The organism is Cellulomonas sp. H30R-01, assembly GCF_010119915.1.
Classification (GTDB): domain Bacteria; phylum Actinomycetota; class Actinomycetes; order Actinomycetales; family Cellulomonadaceae; genus Cellulomonas; species Cellulomonas algicola.
This window is the reverse complement of sequence record NZ_CP048210.1, coordinates 4299097-4325772: the sequence shown is the minus strand read 5'-3', so window position 1 is coordinate 4325772 and position 26676 is coordinate 4299097. Positions and strand designations below refer to the sequence as shown.

The window sequence follows — 26676 nt, the reverse complement described above, 5'->3', positions numbered from 1 at the left end:
CGGACGGGTCCCGTACTCCGGGGTTCGGGATCCGACCTTACGGTCACACCCGACGATCCGACCAGGGCTCGCGTCCAGAAACCGCGCGGTGCAAGTATCGAAACTATCGCGTCGCAGGTCGGGGCGTCGCGACGTGCGCCGTCTTCACCCGCGGCACGCCGACGGACGCGCCCTCACGCGCGCGTGGGGCCGGTCGGACGCACGTGAGGGCGCGTTCGGCGCCCGGCGCGGCGGGGCGGGCTCGGATCGCAGGCCTGGTCGCCCGCGAGCTCGCGGGCGCACGCGGCGTGCTGTTCCGCCGGGCCGTCAGCGGGCCCGTGGCGGCGGCGGTCAGTCCAGCGGGACGCGCGTCGTCGTCAGGGTGCCGTCGGGAGCCAGGGCGAGCTCGAGGCGCAGCCGCCAGGCCTCGTCACGGTCGGGGAAGTCCGTGCGGGCGTGCCCGCCGCGGCTCTCCGTCCGCTCCAGCGCCGCCGCCGTCAGGACGGTCGCGACCTGGTGCACGTTCGTCGTCTCCCACTCGGCGACCTGCGGCGCCGCGAGCGCCCGGCCGTCGTCGCGGCGCTCGTGCGCGTCGGTCGGCACAGCCGCGAGCGCGGACACGGCCCGCGTCAGCCCGTCCCCCGACCGGAGGACGCCAGGTCCGTCCGTCGCGATCCGCTGCACGCGCGACCGTGCGGCCGCGGCGACCAGCGCGGCGTCACCGGCCCGCTCCTGCGGCGTCCGACGCGGCAGCGCACCCGCCTGGACCTTCTCCGCGATGTGCCGGGCGGCCCGCGTCGAGAACACCAGACCCTCGAGGAGCGAGTTCGACGCCAGCCGGTTCGCTCCGTGCACGCCGGTGCACGCGACCTCTCCCGCCGCGTAGAGGCCCGGCACCGACGTCCGCCCGACGAGGTCCGTGACGACGCCGCCCGAGTGGTAGTGCTGCGCCGGTGCGACCGGGACCAGGTCGTTCGCCAGGTCGATCCCGTGCTCCTGCAGCCGCTCGTGGATCGTCGGGAACCGGCGCCGCAGGAACTCCGCGCCGAGGTGGCGCGCGTCGAGCCACACGTGGTCCGCGCCGGTGTCGGCCATGCGTCGCACGATCGCGTGCGCGACCACGTCGCGTGGGGCGAGCTCGGCCATCGGGTGCACGTCGGGCATGAACCGCACGCCGTCGGTGTCCAGCAGCAGCGCGCCCTCGCCGCGCACCGCCTCCGACACGAGCGTGAGCTGCCCCTTCACCCCCGCGCCGAGCCACAGCACCGTCGGGTGGAACTGCACGAACTCGACGTCGCCCAGCACGGCACCGGCCCGCAGCGCCGCGGCGATGCCGTCGCCCGTCGCCGACGCCGGGTTCGTCGACGAGCGGAACACCTGCCCGATGCCGCCCGTCGCGAGCACCACGGCCCGTCCGAGCGCCGCGCCCACGCCGTCACGCTGCCCCTCGCCGATGACGTGCAACGTCACGCCGCACGCGGCACCGGGGGTGCCGTCGGGTCCGGGCGGGCCGGTGAGCACGTCCAGCACGAGCGCGTGCTCGATGACCTCGATGCCCGGGTCGTCGCGCACCGCCTCGATCTGCGCGACCAGCGCGCGCGAGATCTCCGCACCCGTCGCGTCGCCGCCCGCGTGCGCGATGCGGTCCGCGTGGTGCCCGCCCTCGCGGGTCAGCGAGATCTGCCCGTCGGGCTGCGTGTCGAACACCGCACCGCGCGCCACGAGCTCGCGCACGCGCGCCGGGCCCTCGGTGACCAGCACCTCGACCGCGCGCGGGTCGCACAGGCCGACGCCCGCGACGAGCGTGTCCTGCAGGTGCGCCTCCGGGGAGTCCGACGGGTCGAGCGCGGCCGCGATGCCGCCCTGCGCCCACACCGTCGAGCCGGACACGAGCGCGTCCTTCGTGACGAGCAGGACGCGCGGCACGCGCGTGCGCAGCTCCAGGGCGGCCGTCAGGCCCGCGATGCCCGAGCCGACGACGACCGCGTCCGCCTCGACCGTCCAGCCCGCCGCGGGTGCGGCGAGCCGCGTCGCGAGGCGGGTGCCCGTGCCGGGACGCCGGCCCGCCGCGGGCGCGGGCGGCGTCGCCGGGCCGTCCGCGGCCCGGTCCGCGACCGTCGTCACCGGTCGGTGCCGACCTGCGGGAAGGGGTGCGGGTGCTCGACCAGGTCGCGGCCCACCGCGAACGGCACGCCGCTCGACACCAGGCCCGCGTGCTCGGTCCACTCGTCGGGGACCCGCCCGGGGTCCTCGCCGAGCTCGACGATCTTGTTCTCGGCGTCGACCAGCACGACGTGCGGCTGGTACGTCCGCGCCTCGGCGTCCGACATCAGGCCGTACGCGATGAGGATGACGATGTCACCCGGGTGCACCAGGTGCGCCGCGGCACCGTTGATGCACACCTGGCCCGAGCCCGCCTCGCCCGCGATCGCGTACGTCGTGAGGCGTGACCCGTTGGTCACGTCCACCACGTCGACCTGCTGCCCCGGCAGCAGGTCCGCCGCCGCGAGCAGGTCCGCGTCCACCGTGATCGAGCCGACGTAGTGCAGGTCCGCCTGCGTCACTGTCGCCCGGTGGATCTTGCCGGTCATCATGGTCCGCTGCAGCGTCGTCATGCGCGGGCTCCTTCCTGCGCGTCCGCCCCGGGCGCGAGCACGCCGTCGGGCCGGCGGGACGCCCCGAGCGTCACCGCCGTGTTGTCGATGAGCCGCGTCGTCCCCACGCGCACCGCGAGCAGCAGCAGCGCGACGCCGGCGGTGGTCTCCGCGACCGGGGTGAAGTCGTCCGGGTCGACGAGCGCGACGTAGTCGACGTCGTCGTCCGCGACCCCCGCCGCCGCGAGGGCCGTGCGGGCGGCGTCGAGCACGTCCTGCGCACCCGCACCCGCGCGCGCCCACTCGGCACCCGCGCGCAGCGCACGCGACAGGCCGAGCGCGCGCTGCCGCTCGTCGGGCGACAGGTAGGCGTTGCGGCTCGACAGGGCCAGGCCGTCGACGTCCCGCACCAGCGGCGCGCCCACGACCTCGGTCGGCACGTCGAGGCTGCGGACCATCGCCCGGACCGCGGCCAGCTGCTGCGCGTCCTTCTCGCCGAACAGCGCGACGTCGGGACGCGTCAGGTGCAGGAGCTTGAGCACCACGGTCAGCACGCCGTCCAGGTGACCCGGCCGCGCCGCACCCTCGAGCACGTCGCCGATCGGGCCCGCGCTCACGCGCACCGTCGGGTCCCCGTCCGGGTACATGACCGCGACGTCGGGCGCGAACACCACGTCGCCCGCACCCAGCAGGCCGGGGCCCGTGAGCAGCGCGAGGTCGCCGTCGAGGTCCCGCGGGTAGCGCGACAGGTCCTCGGTCGGGCCGAACTGGAGCGGGTTGACGAAGATCGTCGTGACGACGACGTCCGCGAGCTCGCGCGCGTGCGCGACGAGCGACAGGTGGCCCGCGTGCAGCGCGCCCATCGTCATGACGACGGCACGGCGGTACGGCTTCGTCCCGCGTGCGTGCGCGTCCTGGTCCGCGAGGGCCGACGCGAGCTCGTCACGCGTACGCGCGAGCACCGGCCTCGTCATCGTCATCGCTCGTCCTCCTGCGGGCGGTCGGGGCCGGTCGGCCCGTCGTCGGACCCGGCCGACGGGTCGTCGGCGGGCCGTCCCTCCTGCTCCAACCATCCAGCATCCCCGGTCATGCCCGGTGCCGCCGCCGGGGTGGCGGACGTCACGTCCGGGACGTCGCCCCCGGCGAGCGCGTCGAGCAGGCGGGTCGCGGCCGCGTCGGGGACGAGGCCCGCGGCGAGCGACCGCTGCGTCGCGGCCCGGGCGAGCGCACGGTAGCCCGCCAGGACGTCGACCGCCCCGGTGCTCGCGCCGAGCGCGCCGAGCACCGCGACGTGCTCGCGCACCGTGCCGTCGTCACCGCGCCGGACCGGGCCGGTGAGGGCGCTGATCGCGCCCGGCCCACGGTCCCCCGACGGGTCCGACGGCGACTCGGCGCGCAGCGCACCGTCGAGCGCGGCCTCGAGCAACGGCCCGAGCATCCGGCCCGGGTCGGCGACGCCCGCCGCCGCGAGCGCCTGCGCCGCCTGCGCGACCAGCACGACCAGGTGGTTCGCGCCGTGGGCGAGCGCCGCGTGGTAGAGCCCACGGGCGGACTCGTCGACGACGACGGGCTCGCCGCCGATCTCCACGACGAGCGCCTGGCCGATGGGCAGGACGGCGTTCGGGCCGGTGACGGCGAACGGGCATCCGGCGAGCCGCGACAGGTCGAGCGACGTGCCTGTGAACGTCATGGCGGGGTGGATCGCGAGCGGGATCGCGCCGACCCCCCGCGCCGCGGCGAGCACGTCGGTGCCGAACCGCCCCGAGGTGTGCACGACGATCTGGCCCGGCTGCCACGCACCCAGGTCACCGAGCCCGGTCACCAGGTCGGTCAGCGCGTCGTCCGGCACCGTGAGCAGCACGAGCTCCGCCCGGCGCACGACCTCCGGGACCTCGACCAGCGGCACACCCGGCAGCAGCGTCTCCGCGCGCTCGCGCGACCCCTCCGAGATGCCCGCCGCGGCGACGACCGGGTGACCCGCTCCGCGCAGCGCGTTGCCCAGGACCGCCCCGACGCGGCCCGTGCCGACCACGCCCACGCCCAGGCGACCCGGACGCGTCACGCGCCCGCCCCGGGCTCGGTCCGCACAGAGCTCGCCCCCGGCCCCGCGACGGGGTCGGGCGACAGCTCCGGCGCCACGGCAGGGCCGGACGGTGCCGGCTCCGCGGCGCCCACCTGGCCCGCCACCACGACGGGCGCGGCGGCCTTCCGCATCCACTGCTCCGGTCCCTCGCTCGCGCGGGCGGTGCGGGCGCGCTCGGACTGCTCGTCGAGCAGCGCGACGACGACGCCCGCGTCGAGGTGCGCGATGTCCGGGCTGACCGGGCCCGGCGTCGAGTGCACGACGAACGACGCGAGCCCGAGACGTCGCTGCAGCGGCCCCTGCTGAAGTCCCAGCGACTGCGTCCGCTCGTGCGGCACGACGTCGACCTGCCGCCACCAGCGCCCGCGCCGGATCACCAGCGCGCGCTGCGTGACGAGCACACCGTGCCGCCGCCAGCCCAGCGGGTCCACCCAGCGCGCGCGACGCGGCGCGACGGCGAACCCGTGCGCCTCGTCGGTGCCGGTCAGGGCCGCGTCGACGACGCCCACCGGGTCGTCCACGCCCAGGTCGTGCAGGACGAGCCACAGCGCGGTGCGGACCTCCTCGCGCGTGGCGACCGGGTGCAGGACGGTGTCCCGCTGCTGCTCGCCCGACGGCGAGTACCCCGCGACGTTCATCTCGACGCGCCACCAGTCGGGCCGCCGCCACCACAGCCCCTGGCTGATCCGGATCGCCTGCACGCGGCCCGGCGGGACGGTCTGCGCCCGCGACTCGGTCAGGCCGTGGCGCAGGCGGATGCCGTCGGGCGACGTCGCCGCGCGGAAGCTCGCGCCCTGGTTGATGCGGGACCAGACGTACGAGACGAGGCCGAAGAGCATCGGCAGCAGGAGGAACACGGTCGCGAACGTGCGGCTCAGGATGCCCGCGGAGACGGCCACGACCACCGCGAGGACGAGGCCGACCGTCGCGCCGGAGCGCAGCGTCGCGAGGACCAGCCGGCTCATCGGCACCTCGTACACCTGGTGCTCGGGTGCGGCCTCGAACGCGACGACCGGCCGGGGCGCGCCGGCGCCCGCCGCGGTACCGTCCGCCCCGTCACCCGCTGTGCCGTCGACCCGGCCGTCGAGCGCGTCGGGCGCTCCGCGGCCCGCCGTGGGGGCCGTGCCGGGACGCTGCAGCCCGGCGGCGAGCGCGAGCAGCTCGGCACGCAGCGCGAGCGCGTCCGACTCGCGCAGGAACGCCAGGCTCACCCCCGACCCCGACCCGCCCGCGACCTCGAGCTTGAGCTCCGCGAGCCCCACGAGCCGCGCGAGCAGCGGCTGCACGACGTCCACGGCCTGCAGCCGGTCGAGCCGCGCCTGCCGCTGCTGGCGGAACAGGATGCCCGTGTTGAGGTGCACGGCGTCGTCCGTCACCGCGAACCGCGTCATGCGCCACGCGAGCGCCGAGTACGCGAAGCCCACGACAGCGACCGCCGCGAGCCCGCCGAGGACGACGAGCCAGCGGTACCCGTCGACGAGCTCGAGCAGTCGTCGCACGTCGTCCGCCGCCTGGTACCCCACGACGACCAGCACCGCGACCACGATCTTCCAGCCCTTGAGGGCCGGGGTGACGGGGTGCATGCGCCGCCAGTCGACCGCCGGCGGTGCGGTCGTGCCGCTCACAGCCCCGCCAGCCGCGCCTCGCCGCGGGACGCGAGCCGGTCGCGCAGCCGCGCGGCCTCCTGCGGAGGCAGGCCGTCGATGGTCGCCGTCGTCGCAGGCGACGCGGTGTGCAGCTGCACGGACGCGATGCCGAGCTTCCGCGCGAGCGGCCCCGCCGTCACGTCGACGTACTGCATGCGGCCGTAGGGCACGACGACGAGCTGCCGGAACATGATCCCGCGGCGCACCAGCAGGTCGTCCGCGCGCTCGGCGTACCGCATCGCGCGCACCTGGCGCGGCACGAGGACCGCGATCCACACCACCAGCGCGAGGACCAGCACGGGGAACGACCAGAGCCACGCGACCTGCGTGAGGGCCGCGAGCGCGACCCCGGCCAGCAGCAGCGGACCCATCCAGATCGCGGTCACGATGAGCCGCGCCGACGCGAGCCGCGGCGACACCGGCGTCCAGTCGACGCCGAGCGGGTCGAAGAGGTCGGCCGGGGCGTCCGGCTGCGTGACGTCGGTCATGCGCCCATCCTCCCACCGAGCGCCCTGGTCAGGGTGCGGCGGGCGCCCCTCAGACCGACGGGTCAGGCGCCGCCTCCTCGCGCCGCACCGCGCCCTCGTCGGGCGGCGGCACGCGGCAGAACCGCTCGACGACCAGGCCCACGACGGCCAGCACGACCGCACCGCCCGTCGCGACCGCCGCCGCCGCGGCACGCGACCCGTTGCCCGGCACGCCGGGGTCGGTCACGAGCGACAGCGCCTGCCCCCCGTACCAGCCCGCGAGCAGCGCGCCCGTGTAGCAGGACGCCTTCGCGAGCACCGCGGTGCGCGCCGCGCGGATCGGGTCGAGACCCGGGCGCTTGCCGCGCAGGAACTGCCGGACCGCCCAGCCCATGCTGAGCACTACGCCGGCGATCACGACCTCGACGGCCGCGACGAGCCACGGCACCGACGGTGTGGACGTCCCGCGGTCCGAGAGCGCGTCGAGGGCGATCCAGGTGACGGCGGCGACGCCGGCCGCCAGAGCGAGGAGCGTGGTCCAGCGGGTCGCCTGCATCACGACGACGGCGTCCGCGGGCCGTCGTGCGGCGTGCCGAACACGGTCTCGCGCGTCGGCACCGGACCGGACGGGGCGTCGGCCTCCACGACCGGGACGCCGCTGGTGCCCGGCACGGGCGCGGTGAGCCAGTCGAGCGCGAGCCACCGGACCCCGCCGCGGTCTGGCGCGGTCGCCGCGAGCTGCGCGACCGGGCCGCCGCCCAGGCCGGGCAGGACCGCCTCCGGGTCGACCTGCGACCACGGCTCGAGGACGAACGCACGCTCGTGCGCGCGCGGGTGCGGCAGCTCGAGGTCGTCCGTCACCGCGAGCACCGAGCCGTACACGACGATGTCGACGTCGAGCGTCCGCGGGCCCCACCGCTCGGCTCGCTCACGCCCGTGCGCGTGCTCGACGGCCTGCGTCGCACGCAGCAGGTCGCGCGGCGACAACGTCGTGCGCGCCAGCACCACCGCGTTGAGGTAGTCCGGCTGCTCCGGGCCCACGGCGGCCGTGCGCGCGAGCGGCGACACGTCGGTGACCTCGATCCCCCGCGTGCCCGCGAGGTCCGACACCGCGTCGCGCAGCGTCTCCTGGGCCGACCCGAGGTTCGCGCCGAGCGCGAGCACGACGTCGACCGGCTCGGCCGGTGCGTCGTCCAGGGTGTCCGTGACGATCTCGCCCGTGACGACCTCGTCCGGGCGGCCGTACGCGTCGGGCTCGTCGTCGTACGCGGGCACCGGCCCGGGCATGACCTGGGTCGCACCCGGGTCCCACGCCTCGACCGCGGAGCCCGTCGGTCCGGCGGCGTCAGGCCCGGCGCCGACCTCGACCGGCTCGCCCGTGATCGGCCCGGGCGGCGGGGGCGGCGCACCGAAGACCGTCGTCGGTGCGTCGTCCGCAGGGACGGGTGCGCCGGAGCCCGGGGCCGGGTAGCCCGGCGCGACGGGCGCTCCCGACGGGACACCGGTCGACGGGGCTCCCGCGGGCAGCCCGGCCGGCGCCGACGGCAGCGCGCCACCCGACGTCGACGCGGGCGCCGCGAGACCCCCGCCCGCCATGCCCGACACCGGCAGGCCCGCGGCAGGGCTCGGCGTCCCGAGCGCGGGCGTCCGCGCGTCGGCACCGCCCACGTCCGCTGCACGCGGCTCCTCGTACGCCGCCGACGGTCCGTGCGTGTCCCCCGGCAGCGGCGCGACGAGCGCCGCGGCACCCGTGCGCGGCAGCGCGGACTCGCGCAGCGGACCGGTGTACGGCTCGGCGGCCGGCAGCTTGGTGCGGTCGCGCCGGATCGCGACGACGACGTCGCCGAACGGCACCGGGATGGGCGCCTGCGGCTTGTGCACGGCCACGTCGACCGCCGCCACCGTGCCTGCGGCGAGAACCGTCGCAGCGATCCGCTCCGCGACCGTCTCGATGAGGTCGACCGGCTCGCCCGCGAGCACCGCCGCGACCTGCTGCGCGAGGCCGCCGTAGTCCAGCGTGTGCGCGAGGTCGTCGCCCGCGGCCGCCCGACGCGTGTCGAGGTGCACGACGACGTCCGCGACGAACGTCTGCCCCTCGCGCCGCTCGTGGTCGAACACGCCGTGGTACCCGGTCGCCGTGATCCCCGACAGGCGGATCTGGTCGAGCCGCCGCCCGCTCGCGTCGTACGCCGCGCCGTTCTCCTCGTGCGTCGTCACGTGCTGCTCCTCATGCTCGCGTCCTCGTCGACCGGTAGCTCGTCGTCCGCCTCGGGCGGCGCCGCACCGGGCGGTCCCGTCGTGCCGGCGCCCGCCGCGGGGCCGGCACCGCGCGTCGCTCGATCCCCCGCCGGGCCTCCGCCCGCCGCGTGCCACGCGGCCGCCACCCGCACCGCGTCGGCCGAGCCTGCCACCTCGTGCACGCGCACGCACCACGCACCCGCCGCAGCGGCGAGCGCGGTGATCGCGGCCGTGGCGCGGTCGCGGGCCAGCGGCGGAGCGGGCGTGCCGTCGGGACGCGCCAGCAGGTGGCCGAGGAACCGCTTGCGGCTCGCGCCCACGAGCACGGGGAAGCCGTCGGCGACGAGCTCGGGCAGGCGCGCGAGCAGCGGCCAGTTGCTCGCGCCGGGCTTCGCGAAGCCCAGACCCGGGTCGAGCACGACCTGGTCGTCGGCGACGCCGGCCGCGCGCAGCGTCGCGACGCGCTGCGCCAGCTCCGCGCGCACGTCGCTGACGACGTCGCCGTACTCGTCGAGGTCGTCCATGACGTCGGCGTGCCCGCGCCAGTGCATCGCGACGTACGCGACGCCCGTCCCCGCGACGGTGGCCGGCATGTCGTCGTCGGCGAGCCCGCCGGAGACGTCGTTGACCAGCACCGCCCCACGCTCCACGGCGGCGCGCGCGACGACCGCGCGCGTCGTGTCGACGCTCACCGCGGCGCCGCGCGACGCGAGCGCCTCGACCACCGGCAGCACGCGCGCGAGCTCGTCCTCGACGGGGACACGTCGGGCACCCGGACGCGTGGACTCGCCGCCCACGTCGAGCAGGTCCGCGCCCTGGTCGAGCAGCTCGAGCCCGTGCGCGACGGCCGCGTTCGGGGTGAACCAGCGGCCACCGTCGGAGAACGAGTCGGGCGTGACGTTGACGACGCCCATGACGAGCGTGCGGCCTGCGTCGTGCAGGTGCGCCGGCAGGGGCGCCGGGCGAGGGCGCGCGACCGTCGTCGCGATGGCGTCGGGGCGGGTCACGGTGCCGAGCCTAGGGGCGCTGCGCGAGGGGCGTCAGCGGCCGAGGACCAGGCTCATCGCCTCGGCACGGGTCGCGACGTCGCGCATCTGCCCGCGCACGGCCGAGGTCACGGTGCGCGACCCGGGCTTGCGGACGCCGCGCATGGACATGCACAGGTGCTCGCACTCGACGACGACGAGCACGCCGCGCGGCTGCAGGAGCTCGACGAGCGCATCGGCGACCTGCGACGTGAGGCGCTCCTGCACCTGCGGGCGGCGCGCGTACACGTCGACGAGCCGCGCGAGCTTGCTCAAGCCCGTGATCCGGCCGTCGGCACCGGGGATGTACCCGACGTGCGCGACGCCGTGGAACGGCACGAGGTGGTGCTCGCACGTCGAGTACACCTCGATGTCCTTGACCATGACCATCTCCTCGTGGCCGAGGTCGAAGGTCGTGGTGAGGACGTCGGCGGGCTCCTGGTAGAGGCCCGCGAAGATCTCGCGGTAGGCGCGCGCGACGCGGGCCGGCGTCTCGAGCAGACCCTCGCGGTCCGGGTCCTCGCCGACGGCGAGCAGCAGCTCTCGGACCGCGGCCTCGGCACGCTTCTCGTCGTACTCGCCGACCGCGCGGCCGGCGCCCGTCACGCGGCTGATCGCCGACGGCACGCCGTCGACCACGTCACTCACCGTCCCGGCTCCAGCCCCGCGTGTCCGGCGTCTGCTCGGGCGGGAGCTCGACGACCTTGCGCGCCGGGTTCTCGTCGCCGACGACCGCGGCCTCGTCCTCGGGGATCACCGGGTGGCCGTTCTGCGCGGCCTTCTCGGCCGGGGTCAGCACGGGGCCCTGCGTCGAGACGGCCCGCTGCTCGCTCGACAGCCACACGCGACGCGGCGGGCGCTTCACGATGGGCTTGAAGATCTCGGCGAGCTGCTCGGCGTTCAGCGTCTCCTTCTCGAGGAGCTCGAGCACCAGGTCGTCGAGGACCTCGCGGTACTCCACGAGGATCTCCCACGCCTCGTCGTGCGCGCGCTCGATGAGCGCCCGCACCTCGAGGTCGATCGACCCGGCGACGTCCTCCGAGTAGTCGCGCTGGTGGCCCACGTCGCGGCCCAGGAAGACCTCGTTCGACTCCTGGCCCAGCCGGATCGCGCCGAGCCGGGCGCTCATGCCGAACTGCGTCACCATCCGGCGCGCCGTGGCCGTGGCCTTCTCGATGTCGTTGCTCGCGCCCGTCGTCGGGTCGTGGAAGACGAGCTCCTCGGCGACGCGGCCGCCCATGGCGTACGCGAGCTGGTCGAGCAGCTCGTTGCGCGTCGTCGAGTACTTGTCCTCGGTCGGCATGACCATCGTGTAGCCGAGGGCCCGGCCGCGCGGCAGGATCGTCACCTTCGTGACCGGGTCGGTGTAGCGCAGCGCCGCCGCGACGAGGGCGTGGCCGCCCTCGTGGTACGCGGTGATCTTCTGCTCCTTGATGTTCATGACGCGCGTGCGCTTCTGCGGACCCGCGATGACGCGGTCGATCGCCTCGTCGAGCGCGTGGTCGTCGATGATCTGCGCGTTCTTGCGCGCGGTGAGCAGCGCGGCCTCGTTGAGCACGTTCGCCAGGTCCGCACCGGTGAACCCGGGCGTGCGGCGCGCGACGGCGACGAGGTCGACGTGCGGGGCCATCGGCTTGCCCTGCGCGTGCACCGTGAGGATCTTCTCGCGGCCCTTGAGGTCCGGCGGCTCGACGGCGACCTGCCGGTCGAACCGGCCGGGGCGCAGCAGCGCCGGGTCGAGGATGTCGGGCCGGTTGGTCGCGGCGATGAGGATGACGTTCGTCTTGACGTCGAACCCGTCCATCTCGACGAGCATCTGGTTGAGCGTCTGCTCGCGCTCGTCGTGCCCGCCGCCGAGGCCCGCGCCACGGTGCCGGCCGACCGCGTCGATCTCGTCGACGAAGATGATCGCCGGCGAGTTCTCCTTGGCCTGCTGGAACAGGTCGCGCACACGGCTCGCGCCCACGCCGACGAACATCTCGACGAAGTCCGAGCCGGAGATCGAGTAGAACGGCACGCCCGCCTCGCCCGCGACGGCGCGGGCCAGGAGCGTCTTGCCGGTTCCCGGCGGGCCGTACAGCAGCACGCCCTTCGGGATCTTGGCGCCCACGGCCTGGAACTTCGCGGGCTCGGAGAGGAACTCCTTGATCTCCTGGAGCTCCTCGAGCGCCTCGTCGACGCCCGCGACGTCCGCGAACGTGACCTGCGGCGACTCCTTGCTCACGAGCTTGGCGCGCGACTTGCCGAAGCTCATCACGCGCGAGCCGCCGCCCTGCATGTTCGACATGAGGAACCAGAAGATCGCCAGGATGATGACGAACGGCAGGACGATGCCGAGCAGGCTCGACCACCACGACGTCTGCGGCACCTCGGACGTGTAGCCGTCCGGCAGGTCGGCCGACGCCACGGCGTCCGCGATCGCGGGCCCCTGCGGCACCACGTAGTAGAACTGCACCCGCTCGCCGAAGTTCTCGTCGTCCTTCACGAAGTCCTCGGACAGCGTGAGGTCGACCCTCTGCTGGCCCTCGGTGATCTTCGCCGACTCCGCCTTGCCGTCGGCCAGGAGCTCGAGGCCGTCGGAGGTGTCGATCCGGCTGACCTTCGGGGTGGCGAGCGCGGTCGCGCCGATCCAGAGGAGCACGACGGCGAGCACGATCCACAGGATCGGGCCGCGGGCAAGACGCTTGAGGTTCATGGGCGATCGGGGCCAGGCCCCTCATCCTCCGCTCGCAGGGCTGGTGGCCTTCGAACTTACACGGCGATCCTGTGGCGACCCCGCGCTGTTCGCCCAGGGCACATCCGAACCGTGGCCGACCCGCGTGCAGGTCAGGCGTAGACGTGCGGCGCGAGCGTCCCGACGAACGGCAGGTTGCGGTACTTCTCGGCGTAGTCCAGGCCGTACCCGACGACGAACTCGTTCGGGATGTCGAAGCCGACGTAGCGCACGTCGACCTCGACCTTGGCGGCGTCGGGCTTGCGCAGCATCGTCGCGATCTCGACCGACGCCGGGCCGCGCGAGCGCAGGTTCGACAGCAGCCACGACAGCGTCAGACCCGAGTCGATGATGTCCTCGACGATCAGGACGTGGCGCCCGTGCAGGTCGGTGTCCAGGTCCTTGAGGATCCGCACGACGCCCGACGACTTGGTGCCCGAGCCGTACGACGACACCGCCATCCAGTCCATCTGCGCGGGCGAGTGCAGCCGACGGGCCAGGTCGGCCATGACCATGACCGCGCCCTTGAGGACGCCGACCAGCAGCAGGTCCTTGCCCGCGTAGTCCGCGTCGACCTGCGCCGCGATCTCGTCGAGCCGCGCGTGCAGCTGCTCCTCGGTGAGGAGGACCCGCTCGAGGTCCGCGCCCATGTCGACTGGCTCCACCGTCACCGCTCCTGTCGCTCGTCGTGCACCGGCTGGGCCGGCCCGAGGAGAAGCCTGCCACACGCGCGTGAGGCGGCGACCCCGCCCGGCAGCGGCACCGGACCCTGCCCGTGCCAGTCCGTGAGGAGCGCGTCGAGGGCCAGCACGTGCCCCCGGTTGAGCGTCCCCCCGGGGCACCCGGCCTGCACGGCTGCGGCCCGCAGCGCGCGTCGCCGCACCGCGACGTCGGCCCCCAGGAGCACCCCCACGTCGAGCGCGACGGCTGTCCCCGGGTCGGCGGTCCGCTCCCTGGCGACTCCCTCGAGCATGCGACCTCCGCCCGGCGGGGAGGCAGCGATGCCTCCGTCTCCGGCGGATGCCTCCCCGTCGACGCCGGCGGGGGTGGGGGTGGCGGCGGCGGTGAGGAGGGTGGCGGCCAGGCCGTCGAGCGTGTCCGCGTCCTCGCGGAGCTGGTCGGCCGTGCGCGCGAGCGCCTGCGCGACACCGGGCCCGAGCTCGCGCTCCAGGAGCGGCAGGACACGGTCGCGGACACGGCTGCGCAGCGGCGCGTCGTCGGCGGTGCCCGCGTTGGTCGGGTCGTGCCAGGGCTCGAGCCCGAGGGCCGCGCACGCACCGACGGTGTCGGTCCGGCGCAGCCCCAGCAGCGGCCGGCGCAGGACGCCCCGGGCGGGCGGCATCCCCGCGAGCGACCGCGCGCCGGACCCGCGCGCGAGCCCGAGCAGGACCGTCTCCGCCTGGTCGTCGAGCGTGTGCCCGAGCAGGACCGCCGCCGCCCCGGTGCGACCGGCGACGGCGTCGAGCGCCGCGTACCGCGCGTGCCGCGCCGCGGCCTCGGGCCCGCCGGGAGCGTCGACGACCACGCGCTCCACGACGACCGGGTCGAGCCCGAGCGTGCGGCAGACCGCGGCCGTCCCGGCCGCCACGTCGGCGGAGCCCGGCTGCAGCGCGTGGTCGACGACGACCGCCCCGGCCCGCAGCACCCGCGGCCCGCGCCGCACCGACCGGTCGGCGACGAACGCGGTCGCCGCCGCGAGCGCGAGCGAGTCCGGGCCGCCCGAGCACGCGACGAGCACGAGCGCACCGTCCGGCAGATCGGCGACGGCGCCCGTCACGGCACGCCGGACGTCCGCGACGCGGCGGTCGGGACCGGTCATCGGCCCGGCGCGACCGATCCGGCACGCGCGGCCGTCACGGAGCTCCTCGTCGCCCGCCCGCACGGGCTGCCGACGTCCGCACGTGCGGAGCGCGCACCGGTCGCTCGCCGGTGCGGGAACCGCCGCGTCGGGCCTCCGCCGGCAGCGAGCGGATCCTCCGACCCGACGGGCCGAGGGCGGACGGCGGCCGTCGTCACCCGTGCACCCGGCGGACCCACGACGCCGGGTCGGCGATCTCGCCGGGCCGGGGCAGCGTGTCGGGTCCGGACCAGACGGCGTTGAAGCCGTCACGCCCGACGTGTCCCTGCACGGCGCGGACGAACGCGGCGCCGTCGCGGTACTGCGCGAGCTTCTCGTCGAGCCCGAGCAGCCGGCGCAGGACGCGCTCGAACCCCCGGGCCCGTGCACCCTCGTCGCGCTTGGCCTCGAACTTGCGGCGGATCGTCCGCACGGTCCGGACGACCTTGGGCCCGACCTGGTCCATCGCGACGTCGGCGTGGCCCTCGAGCAGGGCCATCACGGCCCCCACCTCCTCGAACACGGTCCGCTGCCGGTCGCTGAGGACGTCGAGGACGCTGCCGCCGTCGGGACCGAGGACCGCGCGGGACACCCGGGCGATGAGGTCGGCGGCGCCGGGGCCGTCGTCCTCGCCGCCGGGCGCGGACGCGGCGAGGTCGGCGAGCAGCTCGGCGGACCGGCTGCGCACGAGGTCCGCGAGCCAGGGTGCGGCGGCGAACTGCAGGGCGTGCGTCTGCTCGTGCAGCGCGACCCAGAGGCGGAAGTCGGGGCCGTCGACGCCGAGCGTCCGCTCCAGGTGCAGCACGTTGGGGGCGACGAGCAGCAGACGGCCCGGCTCGCCGGGCGCCGCGGTGAACGGGTCGAACTGGCCGAGGACCTTGCCCGACAGCAGCGCGAGAACGCCGCCGACCTGCGCCGCCGCGACCGTGCGGGCGCCCGGGGGCGGGACGAGCGGGCTCCCGTCGGGGCGGTGCGCGAGCGGCGCGGCGAGCGTGGCGAACATCTCGACGTTCGCACGGGCCCACGTCGGGCGGTCGACGACCAGCACGCGCGAGACCGCGTCCGGTGCGGTGCCGTCGACCGCGGTCAGGCCGGTGATGTCGGAGGCGTACCCGCCCGCGCGGTGCGCCGCGTCGCGCAGGCCGTCGACGAGGTCGTGCAGCTCGTCGCGGGTCGCCGTGGGCCCCGGGCGGGAGAGGCGGCCGGCGATGCGGGCGGCCGCGGTCCAGTCGACGGGCGCGGTCTCGTCCATCGGGCCACCGTAGACGTCGCACGTCCTGCCCGTCGCCGATCGCACCGATCGGCCGCGCCGCCCGCCGGTGCGCATGCCGGCGTCAGGCGCAGCCGCAGCCCGACAGGCTCGTCACGAAGCCGTCGATCGTCGCGCGCGGCCCCCACTGCCCGCCGGCGGGCGTCTGGTCGGCGAGGACGACGAAGACGAGCTGGCGGCGGTCGGCGTCGAGCACCGTGCCGGCGAGCGCGGTCACGCCCGGGAGGCTGCCGGTCTTGGCCCGCGCGAGCCCGCGCGCGGGCGACGACGTGTAGCGGTCGGACAGCGTCCCGGTGAGGCCGGCGATCGGCATGCCGGTGGCGACCTCGCGGAGCCCGGGGTGCGCGGGGTCGGTCGAGCGGCGCAGCAGCGCGAGCAGCAGGTCGGGCGACAGGACCGAGCCGGAGCCGAGGCCCGACGCGTCGGACAGGTGCGCGCCGGTCGTGTCGACACCGCCCGCGGCGACGGCGTGCAGGACGGCCTGCGCGCCGCCGTCGAAGCTCGCGGGCAGTCCGGCGTCGATCGCGACGAGCCGGGACACGACCTCGGTGATCGTGTTGTCGGACGTGTCGAGGAAGTAGTGCACGACGTCGCCCAGCGGCGCGGACCGCACCTCGCCGACGACGGGCGCCCCGTCGGGTGCGGACATGCGTGCCGGGGTGCCGGTGACGGTGATGCCGACCTCGGCGAGGCGCTGCACGAAGGTGCGCGCGGCGTGCAGCGACGGGTCGGGGTAGCGCGGCGGGTACTCGCCCTCGCGCATCTTCGCGATGTCGACGCCGAGCGCGGTGACGGGCGCGACGAACCCCGCGGCGACGTCGGCGGGGTTCCACGTCGGGCTGAGCGTCGGGCCGCTGAACAGCGAGTCGTCGAACCCGAGCCGGACGCTCGTGCGGCCCTGGAGCGTGAGCTCGCGGGCCACCTGAGCGGCGAGGTCGGCGAGGCCGGCGTGCCCGACGGTCGCGTCGGGGTCGCCCGCTCCGGCGGCGAGCATCATGTCGCCGCCGCCGACGAGGACGAGCTGCTCGCCGCTCTGCACGACGGTCGTCGGGAGGGTGACGTCGGGGCCGAGCGCGTCGAGCGCGGCGACGGCGGTGACGAGCTTCGCGGTCGACGCGGGCGTGCGCCCCTGGTCGGGCAGGTGCGACGCGAGGACCTCGCCGGTGAGCTGGTCGGCGACGACCACGCCGACGGACGGGCCCAGCCTCGGGTCGGCGACGAGCCCGTCGACGAGGCCCTGCACGCTGGTCGCGCCGGGGACGGGCGCCTGGTCGTCGAGCGGCCCGAGCACGGCGGCGGGGTCGCCGGGGTCGACCGCGCCGGGGGCGGTCGGGAAGGGTGCGGCGGGCGCGGGCGAGGGCTCGAGCGTGACCAGGCCGGGCGCGACGTCGTAGGCGTCCGCGGTCCCGTACGCCGCGCCCGCGAGCACGACGACGAGCACGGCGGTGCCGACGACCCGTCCTGCTGTGGCCATGATCACCCTGTCTCTACCGGGGGCGGGGCGGGACCCCCACGCGCCGGTGCGTCAGACTACTGTCCGAGACAAGGGCGCCCCCGACACCCCGGCGCGCCGTTCACGACGACCGACGAGTCGCCGGGTCCGCCGGCCCCATCGAGGCTGGGCGCGGACGTGGTGCTAAGGAGTGCTGTGGAGTTCGACGTCACGATCGAGATCCCCAAGGGGCAGCGCAACAAGTACGAGGTGGACCACGCGACGGGCCGCATCCGGCTCGACCGCATGCTCTTCACCTCGACCCGGTACCCCGACGACTACGGCTTCATCGAGGGCACCCTCGGTGAGGACGGCGACCCGCTGGACGCGCTCGTCCTGCTCGAGGAGCCGACCTTCCCTGGCTGCCTGATCCGCTGCCGTGCGCTGGGCATGTTCCGCATGCGCGACGAGGCGGGCGGCGACGACAAGGTCCTGTGCGTCCCGACGGGCGACCAGCGCGCCGCGTGGCGTCAGGACATCGACGACGTGTCCGACTTCCACCGTCTCGAGATCCAGCACTTCTTCGAGGTCTACAAGGACCTCGAGCCCGGCAAGTCCGTCGAGGGTGCGCACTGGACCGGTCGCGCCGAGGCCGAGGCCGAGATCGAGCGGTCGCGTCAGCGCGCGATCGACGCCGGGTACGACCACCACTGAGCGACGACCCGCACTCAGCCGTGAGCCGGCCGCGCCACCGCGGCGGCCGGGACGGACGACGACGGCCCGCCACCCTCGACGCGAGGGGGCGGGCCGTCGTGCTGCCGGGACCGGGCGGTCGCCCGACCGGCGTCGACCGGCGAGGTCGTCAGGGGCGACCCGCGTACGGCATGGTGCCCGCCCAGCGCATCGCGACGAGGCGCACGGGCTTGTTGAACGTCGGCGCCTCGATGATCTGGCCGTTGCCCGCCCAGATCGCGACGTGGTGGATCGCGTCGGGGTTGCTCGGGTCGGTCGACCAGAAGACGAGGTCGCCCGGGCGCAGCTGGTCGTACGAGATCTTGAGGACCTGCTTGTACTGGTCGCGCGACGTGCGGTTGAGGCTGACGCCGCCCGCGCTGCGCCAGGACGTGCCGGTCAGGCCCGAGCAGTCGTAGCCCTCCGGTCCGACGCCGCCCCAGATGTACGGCTTGCCGAGCTGGGTCCTCGCCCACTCCACGGCGGCCGCTCCCCCGCCGGCCGAGCCGCGCGAGCGTCCCGTGCCGAGCCCGTACTGACCGCCCGTCGACGGCGGTGTCGTGGGCTGCGCGGTCGAGCCGCCGCCCGTCGAGCCACCACCGGTCGAGCCGCCACCGGTCGAGCCGCCACCGGTCGAGCCGCCACCGGTCGACCCGCCCCCCGTGGAGCCGCCGGTCGAGCCGCCGCCGGTCGACCCGCCGTTCGAGCCTCCCGTCGACCCGCTGTTCGAGCCGCCCGTGGAGCCGCCGGTCGACCCGCCGGCGGAACCCGTCGAGCCTCCGGTCGATCCCGTCGACCCGCCCGACGACGCGGGCGGGGCGGCCACGGGCGGACGCAGCGCCGCCTGGCGTGCGGCCTCGTCGGCGCGCGCACGCCGGTCGGCCTCGAGAGCGTCCTGCCGAGCCCGCTCGAGCTCGGCGCTGGTCTGCCGGGCCGCCGCGAGGGCGGAGATGAGCTGGTCGCGCTCGGCGGCGCCCGCGACGAGTGCGGCGTCGCTGTCCTGCTGCGTCTTCTGCGCGGTGGCGAGCGCGGCGGAGGCGTCCTGCTCGGCAGCCTTCGCGTCGTCCTCGGCCGTCCTCGCGCGGTCGGCGAGGACGCTCGCGACGAGCTGGGCGGCCCGGAACTCCTGCACGGCCTCGTCGGCCTTGCCGGTCATCTGCTCGAGCGCGGTGGAGCGGCGCGCGACGTCGCGGAAGCCGTCGGCGGACAGCACGGCCTGGAGGGCCTCGACGTTGCCGCCGGAGCGGGCGGCCTCGCGGGCCATCGCGACGAGGGTGCGCCGGGCGTCCTCGGCGCGCGCGTCGGCGTCGGCGGAGCGCTGCACGGCGTCGGCGGCGGCGACCTTGGCGGCCTCCGCCGCGGCCAGCGCGACGGTGTAGTCCTCGCCGGCCTTCTGGACGGCGAGCTGCGCGGCGTCGGACTGCGCGGAGAGCTGCGCGAGGCGCAGCTCCATCTCGGCGACGGAGCGGGACGCCGCGTCGACGGCGCGGCGCGCGTCGCGGACGTCCTGCGCGGACGGGGGCGTCGGGTCGGCGGCCGCGACGTCGGCACCGATGATCCCGGAGGTGGCGACGACGACCGCGGCGGTCACCAGCCGGAGGGTCCGCCGGGGCACCCGGCGTCGGCCCTCGTCGGCACCGAGCACGCTGTCGAACCGCACCACTGCACTTCCTCCGGACGCTCGCACAGGCCCCTCCCCGGGCCTGTTCGCGGTTCGACGCTACCCACGTGAGTCACAGAAGTGAACACAAGTCACACGAGCAACACGAGTCACACCGTTGTGGTTAGGGACGTATCGGACGTACGCTCACCCGTTCGGCCGAGATCGCCCCGACGCGGCGTCGCGTCACCCCGTCGATCCGTCTCACATCACGGGACGACTGTGTCATCCAGCGGATGGTCGCTCGTACTCTCGGTCGCATGACCCGTCGAATGTGTCGCTGACCAGCGCACGTTCGGCATGCCCGCGGACAGGTGACCAGCCCCGGCCACACCCGCGACGAGCCAGACGCTCGACACGTGCGCCCCTCCCACCCCTTCCGCGGGACGGACGTCGGCTGCCCGAGCTCCCCGCGGACCGAGCACCACGGATCCCCGAGAGAGAGCAGACCGATGAGCAACGAGAGCTGGAGCTTCGAGACCCGCCAGATCCACGCGGGCCAGGCCCCCGACGCGAGCACGGGCGCGCGCGCCCTGCCGATCTACCAGACGACGTCCTACGTCTTCGACTCCGCGCAGCAGGCCGCGGACCGGTTCGCGCTCAAGGAGCTCGGCCCGATCTACACGCGCATCGGCAACCCCACGACCGAGGTCGTCGAGAACCGCATCGCGAACCTCGAGGGCGGCGTCGGCGCGCTCCTCGTCGCGTCGGGCCAGGCGGCGGAGACGTTCGCGATCCTCAACATCGCGGAGGCGGGCGACCACGTCGTCGCGAGCCCCTCGCTCTACGGCGGCACGTACAACCTGCTGCACTACACGCTGCCCAAGCTCGGCATCGAGACGACGTTCGTCGAGGACCCGCACGACGCCGAGTCGTGGCGCGCGGCCGTCCGCCCGAACACCAAGCTGTTCTTCGCGGAGACGATCCCGAACCCGAAGTCCGACGTCCTCGACATCGAGCTCGTCGCGGACGTCGCGCACGAGAACGGCGTGCCGCTGGTCGTCGACAACACCGTCGCGACGCCGTACCTCATCAACCCGCTGCAGTGGGGCGCCGACGTCGTCGTGCACTCGGCCACCAAGTACCTCGGCGGGCACGGCTCCGCGATCGCCGGCGTCATCGTCGACGCGGGCCGCTTCGACTACACCGCCGACCCGGAGAAGTTCCCCGGCTTCAGCAAGCCCGACCCGTCGTACCACGGCCTGGTCATCGGCGAGGCGCTCGGCAAGGACGGCGTCTTCGGCGTCAACCTCTCCTACATCCTCAAGGCGCGCATCCAGCTCCTGCGCGACCTCGGCGCGGCGGCGTCGCCGTTCAACGCGTTCCTCATCGCGCAGGGCATCGAGACGCTGTCGCTGCGCGTCGAGCGGCACGTCGCGAACGCGCAGAAGGTCGCCGAGTGGCTCGAGGCGCGCGAGGACGTCGTCACGGTCCACTACGCGGGCCTCGAGTCGTCGCCCTGGCACGCCAACCAGCTCAAGTACGCGCCGCGCGGCGCGGGTGCTGTGCTGGCGTTCGAGATCGAGGGGGGCACCGAGGCCGGTCAGGCGTTCGTGTCGGCGCTCGAGCTGCACTCGAACGTCGCGAACATCGGCGACGTCCGCTCGCTCGTCATCCACCCCGCGTCGACGACGCACAGCCAGCTCACGCCCGAGGAGCAGCTGCGCTCCGGCGTCACCCCGGGCCTCGTCCGCCTCGCCGTCGGCATCGAGCACGTCGACGACATCCTCGCGGACCTCGACGCGGGCTTCCGGGCCGCCAAGGGCGCCTGACCGTGCCGCCGTCCCCGCCGTCGCGTCCCGGCGAGCCCGCCCACGGCTCGCCCGCGGCGCGCGGCGGGGACGACCCGGTCCCGAGCGTCGAGACCACGCCGGGGCACCCCTCCGACCCGCCCGTAGATTGGGATCCCGTGCCCGACGACACGTTCACGTTCGCCCCGTCGAGGGCGCACGCGCGCACGCTCGCGAGCCGTGCGCCGCTCCCCGAGCGGCCGCCCGTGCGCGCGTCGTCGGCCTGGCGCGAGGGCGACCCCGTCGGGCGACGGCAGTTCGCCGACCTCGGCCCGTTCGCGCTCGAGTCGGGCGGGCGGCTGCCCGCCGTGCGGCTCGCGTACGAGACGTGGGGCACGCTGAACGAGGACGGCAGCAACGCGGTGCTCGTCCTGCACGCGCTCACCGGGGACTCGCACGTCACCGGCCCCGCGGGCGACGGGCACCCGACCGCCGGCTGGTGGCAGTCGATGGTCGGCCCCGGCGCCCCGATCGACACCGACGAGTGGTTCGTCGTCGCGCCCAACGTCCTCGGCGGCTGCCAGGGCTCGACGGGCCCCGCGTCGACCGCACCCGACGGGCGGCCCTGGGGCGGCCGCTTCCCGCTGCTGACCGTCCGCGACCAGGTCGCCGCCGAGGTCCGCCTCGCCGACCTGCTCGGCATCGACTCGTGGGCCCTCGTCATCGGCGCGTCCATGGGCGGCCTCCGCGTGCTCGAGTGGGCCGTCACCGCGCCCGAGCGCGTCCGCTCGATCGCCGCGATCGCCACGGCCGCGCAGACGTCCGGCGACCAGATCGCCGGGTTCCACACGCAGCTCGCCGCGATCCACGCCGACCCGCGCTACCGCGACGGCGACTACTACGACGCCGCCGACGGTGACGGCCCGCACGTCGGGCTCGGCATCGCGCGGCAGATCGCGCACCAGACCTACCGCAGCGCCGCCGAGCTCGACGAGCGGTTCGGGCGCATCCCGCAGGGGGCCGAGGACCCGCTCGAGGGCGGCCGGTTCGCCGTGCAGTCCTACCTGGACCACCACGGCGACAAGCTCGCCCGCCGGTTCGACGCCAACACCTACGTCGCGCTGACGCGCACGATGATCACGCACGACCTCGGCCGCGACCGTGGGGGCGTCGCCGCGGCGCTCGCACAGATCACCGCGCGCGCCCTGGTGATCGCGGTCGACTCCGACCGGTTGTTCCCGCCCGCGCAGTCCGAGCGCATCGCCGCGGGCATCCCCGGCGCGGGACCCGTGCGCACGGTGCGCTCGCCCTACGGCCACGACGGGTTCCTCATCGAGGAGGACCAGGTCGGCGCGATCGTCTCGGAGTTCCTGACCGACGAGGTCCGCACCCGCTGAGCCGCGAGGCGGGTGCCGTCGCCGTCTCCGCGTCCGCCCCTCCGCCGTCCCCGACCGACGGGCACCTGCTCGTGGCCACGCGGCGTCGACGTCCTGGTCACGCGGACGCGTCGACGTGTCACGACCACCGCCCGCGGTCCGCGGCCGCGGAATGACAGGTCCGGGCGACGGGACTGCGGCACGATGGACGGATGTCCTCCACCGACCTCGCCGCCGCGTCCGCCGCCCTGCACGGTCAGTGGGACCGCCTGCGGTCCTGGGTCGCGGAGGTGGTCGACGACGACGTCGTCGACGCGCCGTCGGTGCTCGAGGGCTGGTCGGTCGCGGAGCTCGTCGCCCACCTCGGCCGGGCGATGGACGCGCTCGCCGTCTGCACCCCGCTGCCCGACGGGACCGTCCCGTACACGCTCGCCGAGTACGTCGGGACGTACGTCGCCCGGGCGCAGGACATCGCGGACACGACGCGCGGCCTCGCGGAGCAGATCGCGCCGAACCCGCTCAAGGCCGTCGACGCGATGGCGGCGGCGGCCTTCGCCAACCTCGACGCGCTGGGCCCGTCCGACCGCGTGGTGCAGGCGCGCCGCGGCCCGGTGATGCTCTCGACGATGACGGTGTCGCGCGTGCTCGAGCTCGTGGTGCACGCCGACGACCTCGCCCGCTCGGTGCGCCGCGCGCGTGGCACCGGGGCGGGCCCGGACCCGATCGACCCCGCGGCCCTCGCCCTCGTGGCGGACGCGCTGCTCGACATCGTCGTCGCACGCGGCGGGTGGAGCCTCGAGGTCGCCGACGCGCGCCGCTGGGTGCGCCTCGCGGCGGGCCGCACGCCCTACGACGTCGACGAGCTGGCCCGCGCCCTGCAGCCCCAGCACACCTCGGAGGCCGTCCCCGACCTCGGCCGGATGCTCCCGCTGCTCTGACGACCGCGCCCGGCCGGCCACGCTCGGCGCGGCTCGTCGAGGTCGCGACCGTGGGCCGGCTCGTCGCGGGCGTGGTGGCGGCCGGGCCGCTGCTCCCGGCGCGGCGACGCGGCGTCAGGGGAAGCGTGTGAGGAGCTGACGTCCGACGAGCCCGACCGTCCGCGCGAGCGTGTCGCGGACCGCGGCCGCGAGCGCCGTGGCGCCCCGGACCTCCCACAGCACCTGCGCGGACACCCAGGCGGCGTCGCGCGCCTTGTCGATCGAGAAGTTCGTGACGAGGTCGGCGAGCGGCGACAGCGCGCCCGCGTGCTGCACGAGGCACGCGTCGAGGAACGACTGGCGGATCGGACGGACCACCTCGGCGAGCACCCGGTTGACTCGCTCGAAGTCGGCGTGCACGTCGCCGTCGTCGGGGTCGCAGCCCCGCGCCCGGCAGGTCGCGACGACCGCGAGCGCGAGGTCGAGGTTGATGTGCGCGTTCATCCCCGCGAGCGCGAACTGGACGGGTTCGATGCCGCGCAGAGCCCGACGCTCGACGAGCGGTGCCCAGGCGCGGGACACGGGCCGCTGGGCGGCGACGTCGGCGGGGACGTCGAGGAACAGGCGCGCGAACCGGACGTCCAGGTCCTCGACGAACGACGGGTCACGGAACGTGCCGTCGACGACGCGCAGCGCGACCAGCGCGGTGACCCGTCGGTAGACGTCGAGGAACACCCCGAGCCCGTCGTCGGGCGCCCACCCGGCGCGCAGCGCGTCCATCTCGGCGACGACCCGCCCGATCGCGACCGATCCGCCGCCCGGCACCACGACTGCCCCCATGACGGCAGCATCCCGAAGCCGCACCCGGTCCGTCATCACCCGCTCGCGCGCTGACGCCCCTCCCGCGATCCCCGCTGCCTCGGGCGGTCGGGGGGTGGGGCGACGGCAGGCGACGAGGACGGACGCGGGCCGGGAGTGGGGTGGTGCGCCCCCCTGAGGTGCGCGGACGGCCGGTGGTGGTCGCTACGGTGGCCGGGTGATCGCCGCCTACGCCGCCCGCTTCTCCCCCGACGACCCGCTGGCCGCGCTGGAGGTCGGCGACCGGCCGGCACCGGAGGCGCGGGACGGCTGGACGGTCGTCGACGTGCGCGCCGCCGCGCTCAACCACCACGACCTGTGGTCGCTGCGCGGCGTCGGGCTGCGCGAGCAGCAGCTGCCGATGATCCTCGGCACCGACGCGGCGGGCGTGACGGCGGACGGGCGCGAGGTCGTCGTGCACGGGGTGGTCGGGGGTGTGCCCGGGCAGGACGAGCCGCGGTCGCTGCTGTCGGAGAAGCACCCGGGCACGCTCGCCGAGCAGGTCGCGGTGCCCACGTGGAACCTCGTCGACAAGCCCGCCGAGCTGTCGTTCGTCGAGGCTGCGTGCCTCCCGACCGCGTGGCTCACGGCGTACCGGATGCTGTTCACGACGGGCCGCGCGACGCCGGGCCAGCGTGTGCTGGTGCAGGGTGCGGGTGGCGGGCTCGCGACGGCCGCGGTGGTGCTCGGCGCGGCGGCGGGGCTCGACGTGGTCGTCACGTCGCGGTCGGCCGAGCGTCGCGAGCGGGCGCTCGCGCTGGGGGCGACGGCGGCCGTCGAGACCGGTGCGCGTGTCCCTCGCGTCGACCTGGTGCTGGAGTCGGTCGGCCGTGCGACGTGGTCCCACTCGGTGCGGTCGGTGCGCCCGGGCGGCACGATCGTCGTCGCGGGCGCCACGAGCGGCGACGCCGAGCAGGCCGAGCTGCAACGCATCTTCTTCCAGGAGATCTCCGTGCTCGGCACGACCATGGGCACCCGCGACGACCTGCAGCACCTGCTCGCGTTCCTCGCCCGGACCGGCGTGCGGCCCCTCGTCGACTCGACGTTCCCGCTGGTCCGGGCCGCGGAGGCGCTGGGCCGCCTTGCGGCCGGGGACCAGTTCGGCAAGATCGTCCTCGAGCCCTGACGACGGGAGGCGCACGTGAGCAGGTGGGCGCCCGACGTCCTCGGTGACGACTACCGCGTCCGCACGCTCGACCTGCGACCCGACGACGAGGGCGCGGTCGTCGCGAGCCTCGTGCGGTACTCGCCGCCGACCGACGAGCCCGTCCGCGCGTCGCGCGCGGTCCTCTACGTGCACGGCTGGTCGGACTACTTCTTCCAGACGGGCCTCGCGGAGCACTGGCACTCGCGCGGCGCCGCCTTCTACGCGCTGGACCTGCGCAAGTACGGCCGGTCGCTGCGGCCGTGGCAGACGCCCGGCTACGTCGACGACCTCGCGACGTACGACGAGGAGATCGAGGCCGCGCTCGACGTGGTGCGCCGCGACGTCGGCGCGTACGGGCGCGTCATGGTCATGGGGCACTCGACGGGCGGGCTGGTCGCCGCGCTGTGGGCCGACCGGCATCCCGGCGAGCTCGACGGCCTCGTCCTCAACTCCCCGTGGCTCGAGCTGCAGGGGTCGTCGGTCGTGCGGCACGTGAGCGGGCCGGCCATCGCGCAGCTCGCCCGCTTCCAGCCGAAGGCGCCGCTGCCGAACATCGACCCCGGCTACTACGCGCGGACGCTGTCGGCCAGCAGCGGCGGCGAGTGGACGTACGACCTGCGCTGGCGGCCCGTGCCGTCGTTCCCGGTCCGCGCGGGCTGGCTGCGCGCCGTCATCGCCGGGCACGCGACCGTCGCCCGCGGGCTGCACGTGACCGCGCCGATCCTCACGCTCGCGTCGTCGCGCACCGTCATCAGCCCGCGCTGGAGCGAGGACATGCGCTCCGCGGACGTCGTGCTGGACGTCGAGCTCGTCGCGCGCCGCGCGGTGCAGCTGGGGCCGCTCGTCACGGTCGTGCGCATCGCCGGCGGCCTGCACGACCTCACGCTGTCGCCGCAGCCCGTCCGCACCCGGTTCTACGCCGAGCTCGACCGCTGGACGGCCGCCTACGGCTGGGGCTGAGCGCGACGGCGG

23 protein-coding genes are annotated in these 26676 nt (G+C 75.6%); 6 read left to right on the top strand and 17 right to left on the bottom strand.

Features of this window, described 5'->3' with window-relative positions:
- Nucleotides 1-330: 330 nt before the first annotated feature.
- The 15 genes from GXP71_RS19300 to dacB form a co-directional block, all read right to left on the bottom strand.
- Entirely contained in the window at nt 331-2103 is a 1773-nt protein-coding gene (locus GXP71_RS19300) for an L-aspartate oxidase (protein WP_238402513.1), read from the bottom strand.
- The gene (gene panD / locus GXP71_RS19295) at nt 2100-2594 is read right to left on the bottom strand and encodes an aspartate 1-decarboxylase (RefSeq protein ID WP_162354002.1); all 495 of its coding nucleotides are present in this window, start codon (nt 2592-2594) and stop codon (nt 2100-2102) included. The genes GXP71_RS19300 and panD overlap by 4 nt, the downstream gene beginning before the upstream one ends.
- The gene (gene panC / locus GXP71_RS19290; protein WP_162354001.1) at nt 2591-3553 is read right to left on the bottom strand and encodes a pantoate--beta-alanine ligase; all 963 of its coding nucleotides are present in this window, start codon (nt 3551-3553) and stop codon (nt 2591-2593) included. The genes panD and panC overlap by 4 nt, the downstream gene beginning before the upstream one ends.
- Complete coding sequence (locus GXP71_RS19285) at nt 3550-4635, bottom strand: Rossmann-like and DUF2520 domain-containing protein (RefSeq protein ID WP_162354000.1); 1086 nt, start codon at nt 4633-4635, stop codon at nt 3550-3552. The genes panC and GXP71_RS19285 overlap by 4 nt, the downstream gene beginning before the upstream one ends.
- A complete protein-coding gene (locus GXP71_RS19280; protein WP_238402511.1) occupies nt 4632-6239 on the bottom strand; it encodes a PH domain-containing protein in 1608 nt (535 codons plus the stop codon). Before GXP71_RS19280 ends, GXP71_RS19285 begins: the two co-directional genes overlap by 4 nt.
- 38 nt (nt 6240-6277) lie before the next feature.
- On the bottom strand, nt 6278-6790 hold the full coding sequence (locus GXP71_RS19275) for a PH domain-containing protein (RefSeq protein WP_162353998.1): 513 nt from the start codon (nt 6788-6790) through the stop codon (nt 6278-6280).
- A gap of 49 nt (nt 6791-6839) precedes the next feature.
- Nucleotides 6840-7325, bottom strand: coding sequence for a DUF3180 domain-containing protein (locus GXP71_RS19270; protein WP_162354450.1), 486 nt, complete (start codon nt 7323-7325; stop codon nt 6840-6842).
- On the bottom strand, nt 7325-8986 hold the full coding sequence (gene folK, locus GXP71_RS19265) for a 2-amino-4-hydroxy-6-hydroxymethyldihydropteridine diphosphokinase (RefSeq protein WP_162353997.1): 1662 nt from the start codon (nt 8984-8986) through the stop codon (nt 7325-7327). The genes GXP71_RS19270 and folK overlap by 1 nt, the downstream gene beginning before the upstream one ends.
- Nucleotides 8983-10014 (bottom strand): dihydropteroate synthase, encoded by a 1032-nt coding sequence (gene folP / locus GXP71_RS19260; protein WP_370520954.1) that lies wholly within the window; start codon nt 10012-10014, stop codon nt 8983-8985. Before folP ends, folK begins: the two co-directional genes overlap by 4 nt.
- Nucleotides 10015-10047: 33 nt before the next feature.
- Nucleotides 10048-10647, bottom strand: coding sequence for a GTP cyclohydrolase I FolE (gene folE / locus GXP71_RS19255; RefSeq protein ID WP_162354448.1), 600 nt, complete (start codon nt 10645-10647; stop codon nt 10048-10050).
- A 25-nt stretch (nt 10648-10672) separates the two neighbouring features.
- Nucleotides 10673-12727 carry an ATP-dependent zinc metalloprotease FtsH gene (gene ftsH, locus GXP71_RS19250; RefSeq protein ID WP_124344579.1) on the bottom strand — a complete coding sequence of 685 codons (2055 nt, stop codon included), beginning with the start codon at nt 12725-12727 and terminating at the stop codon, nt 10673-10675.
- A gap of 131 nt (nt 12728-12858) precedes the next feature.
- Nucleotides 12859-13410: a hypoxanthine phosphoribosyltransferase gene (hpt, locus tag GXP71_RS19245; protein WP_124344580.1), complete on the bottom strand. Its 552-nt coding sequence runs from the start codon at nt 13408-13410 to the stop codon at nt 12859-12861.
- A 2-nt stretch (nt 13411-13412) separates the two neighbouring features.
- Nucleotides 13413-14564, bottom strand: a complete 1152-nt coding sequence (gene tilS / locus GXP71_RS19240) for a tRNA lysidine(34) synthetase TilS (protein ID WP_162353996.1) — start codon at nt 14562-14564, stop codon at nt 13413-13415.
- Nucleotides 14565-14757: 193 nt separating this feature from the next.
- Nucleotides 14758-15834: a zinc-dependent metalloprotease gene (locus GXP71_RS19235; protein ID WP_162353995.1), complete on the bottom strand. Its 1077-nt coding sequence runs from the start codon at nt 15832-15834 to the stop codon at nt 14758-14760.
- A gap of 82 nt (nt 15835-15916) precedes the next feature.
- Nucleotides 15917-17326: a D-alanyl-D-alanine carboxypeptidase/D-alanyl-D-alanine-endopeptidase gene (gene dacB, locus GXP71_RS19230; protein WP_162353994.1), complete on the bottom strand. Its 1410-nt coding sequence runs from the start codon at nt 17324-17326 to the stop codon at nt 15917-15919.
- 174 nt (nt 17327-17500) lie between these two features.
- On the opposite strand from dacB, the gene GXP71_RS19225 reads away from it, so the two are divergent.
- Complete coding sequence (locus tag GXP71_RS19225; RefSeq protein WP_162353993.1) at nt 17501-17998, top strand: inorganic diphosphatase; 498 nt, start codon at nt 17501-17503, stop codon at nt 17996-17998.
- A gap of 148 nt (nt 17999-18146) precedes the next feature.
- Here the strand turns inward: GXP71_RS19225 and GXP71_RS19220 are convergent, their stop codons facing one another.
- Nucleotides 18147-19676, bottom strand: coding sequence for an NlpC/P60 family protein (locus GXP71_RS19220; protein ID WP_238402510.1), 1530 nt, complete (start codon nt 19674-19676; stop codon nt 18147-18149).
- A 452-nt stretch (nt 19677-20128) separates the two neighbouring features.
- Here GXP71_RS19220 and GXP71_RS19215 point away from each other — a divergent pair, with 452 nt between their 5' ends.
- From GXP71_RS19215 to GXP71_RS19205, 3 genes are all read left to right on the top strand, one after another.
- Nucleotides 20129-21448 carry a bifunctional o-acetylhomoserine/o-acetylserine sulfhydrylase gene (locus GXP71_RS19215; RefSeq protein WP_162353991.1) on the top strand — a complete coding sequence of 440 codons (1320 nt, stop codon included), beginning with the start codon at nt 20129-20131 and terminating at the stop codon, nt 21446-21448.
- A 137-nt stretch (nt 21449-21585) separates the two neighbouring features.
- On the top strand, nt 21586-22803 hold the full coding sequence (locus GXP71_RS19210; RefSeq protein WP_162353990.1) for a homoserine O-acetyltransferase: 1218 nt from the start codon (nt 21586-21588) through the stop codon (nt 22801-22803).
- A gap of 191 nt (nt 22804-22994) precedes the next feature.
- On the top strand, nt 22995-23720 hold the full coding sequence (locus tag GXP71_RS19205) for a maleylpyruvate isomerase N-terminal domain-containing protein (protein ID WP_162353989.1): 726 nt from the start codon (nt 22995-22997) through the stop codon (nt 23718-23720).
- Nucleotides 23721-23834: 114 nt separating this feature from the next.
- Here the strand turns inward: GXP71_RS19205 and GXP71_RS19200 are convergent, their stop codons facing one another.
- Nucleotides 23835-24539: a DUF5995 family protein gene (locus tag GXP71_RS19200; protein ID WP_162353988.1), complete on the bottom strand. Its 705-nt coding sequence runs from the start codon at nt 24537-24539 to the stop codon at nt 23835-23837.
- Between the two features lie 196 nt (nt 24540-24735).
- Here GXP71_RS19200 and GXP71_RS19195 point away from each other — a divergent pair, with 196 nt between their 5' ends.
- Both GXP71_RS19195 and GXP71_RS19190 read left to right on the top strand, forming a co-directional pair.
- Entirely contained in the window at nt 24736-25683 is a 948-nt protein-coding gene (locus tag GXP71_RS19195; RefSeq protein ID WP_162353987.1) for a zinc-binding dehydrogenase, read from the top strand.
- 15 nt (nt 25684-25698) lie between these two features.
- Nucleotides 25699-26664, top strand: coding sequence for an alpha/beta hydrolase (locus GXP71_RS19190; protein ID WP_162353986.1), 966 nt, complete (start codon nt 25699-25701; stop codon nt 26662-26664).
- Nucleotides 26665-26676: the final 12 nt, after the last annotated feature.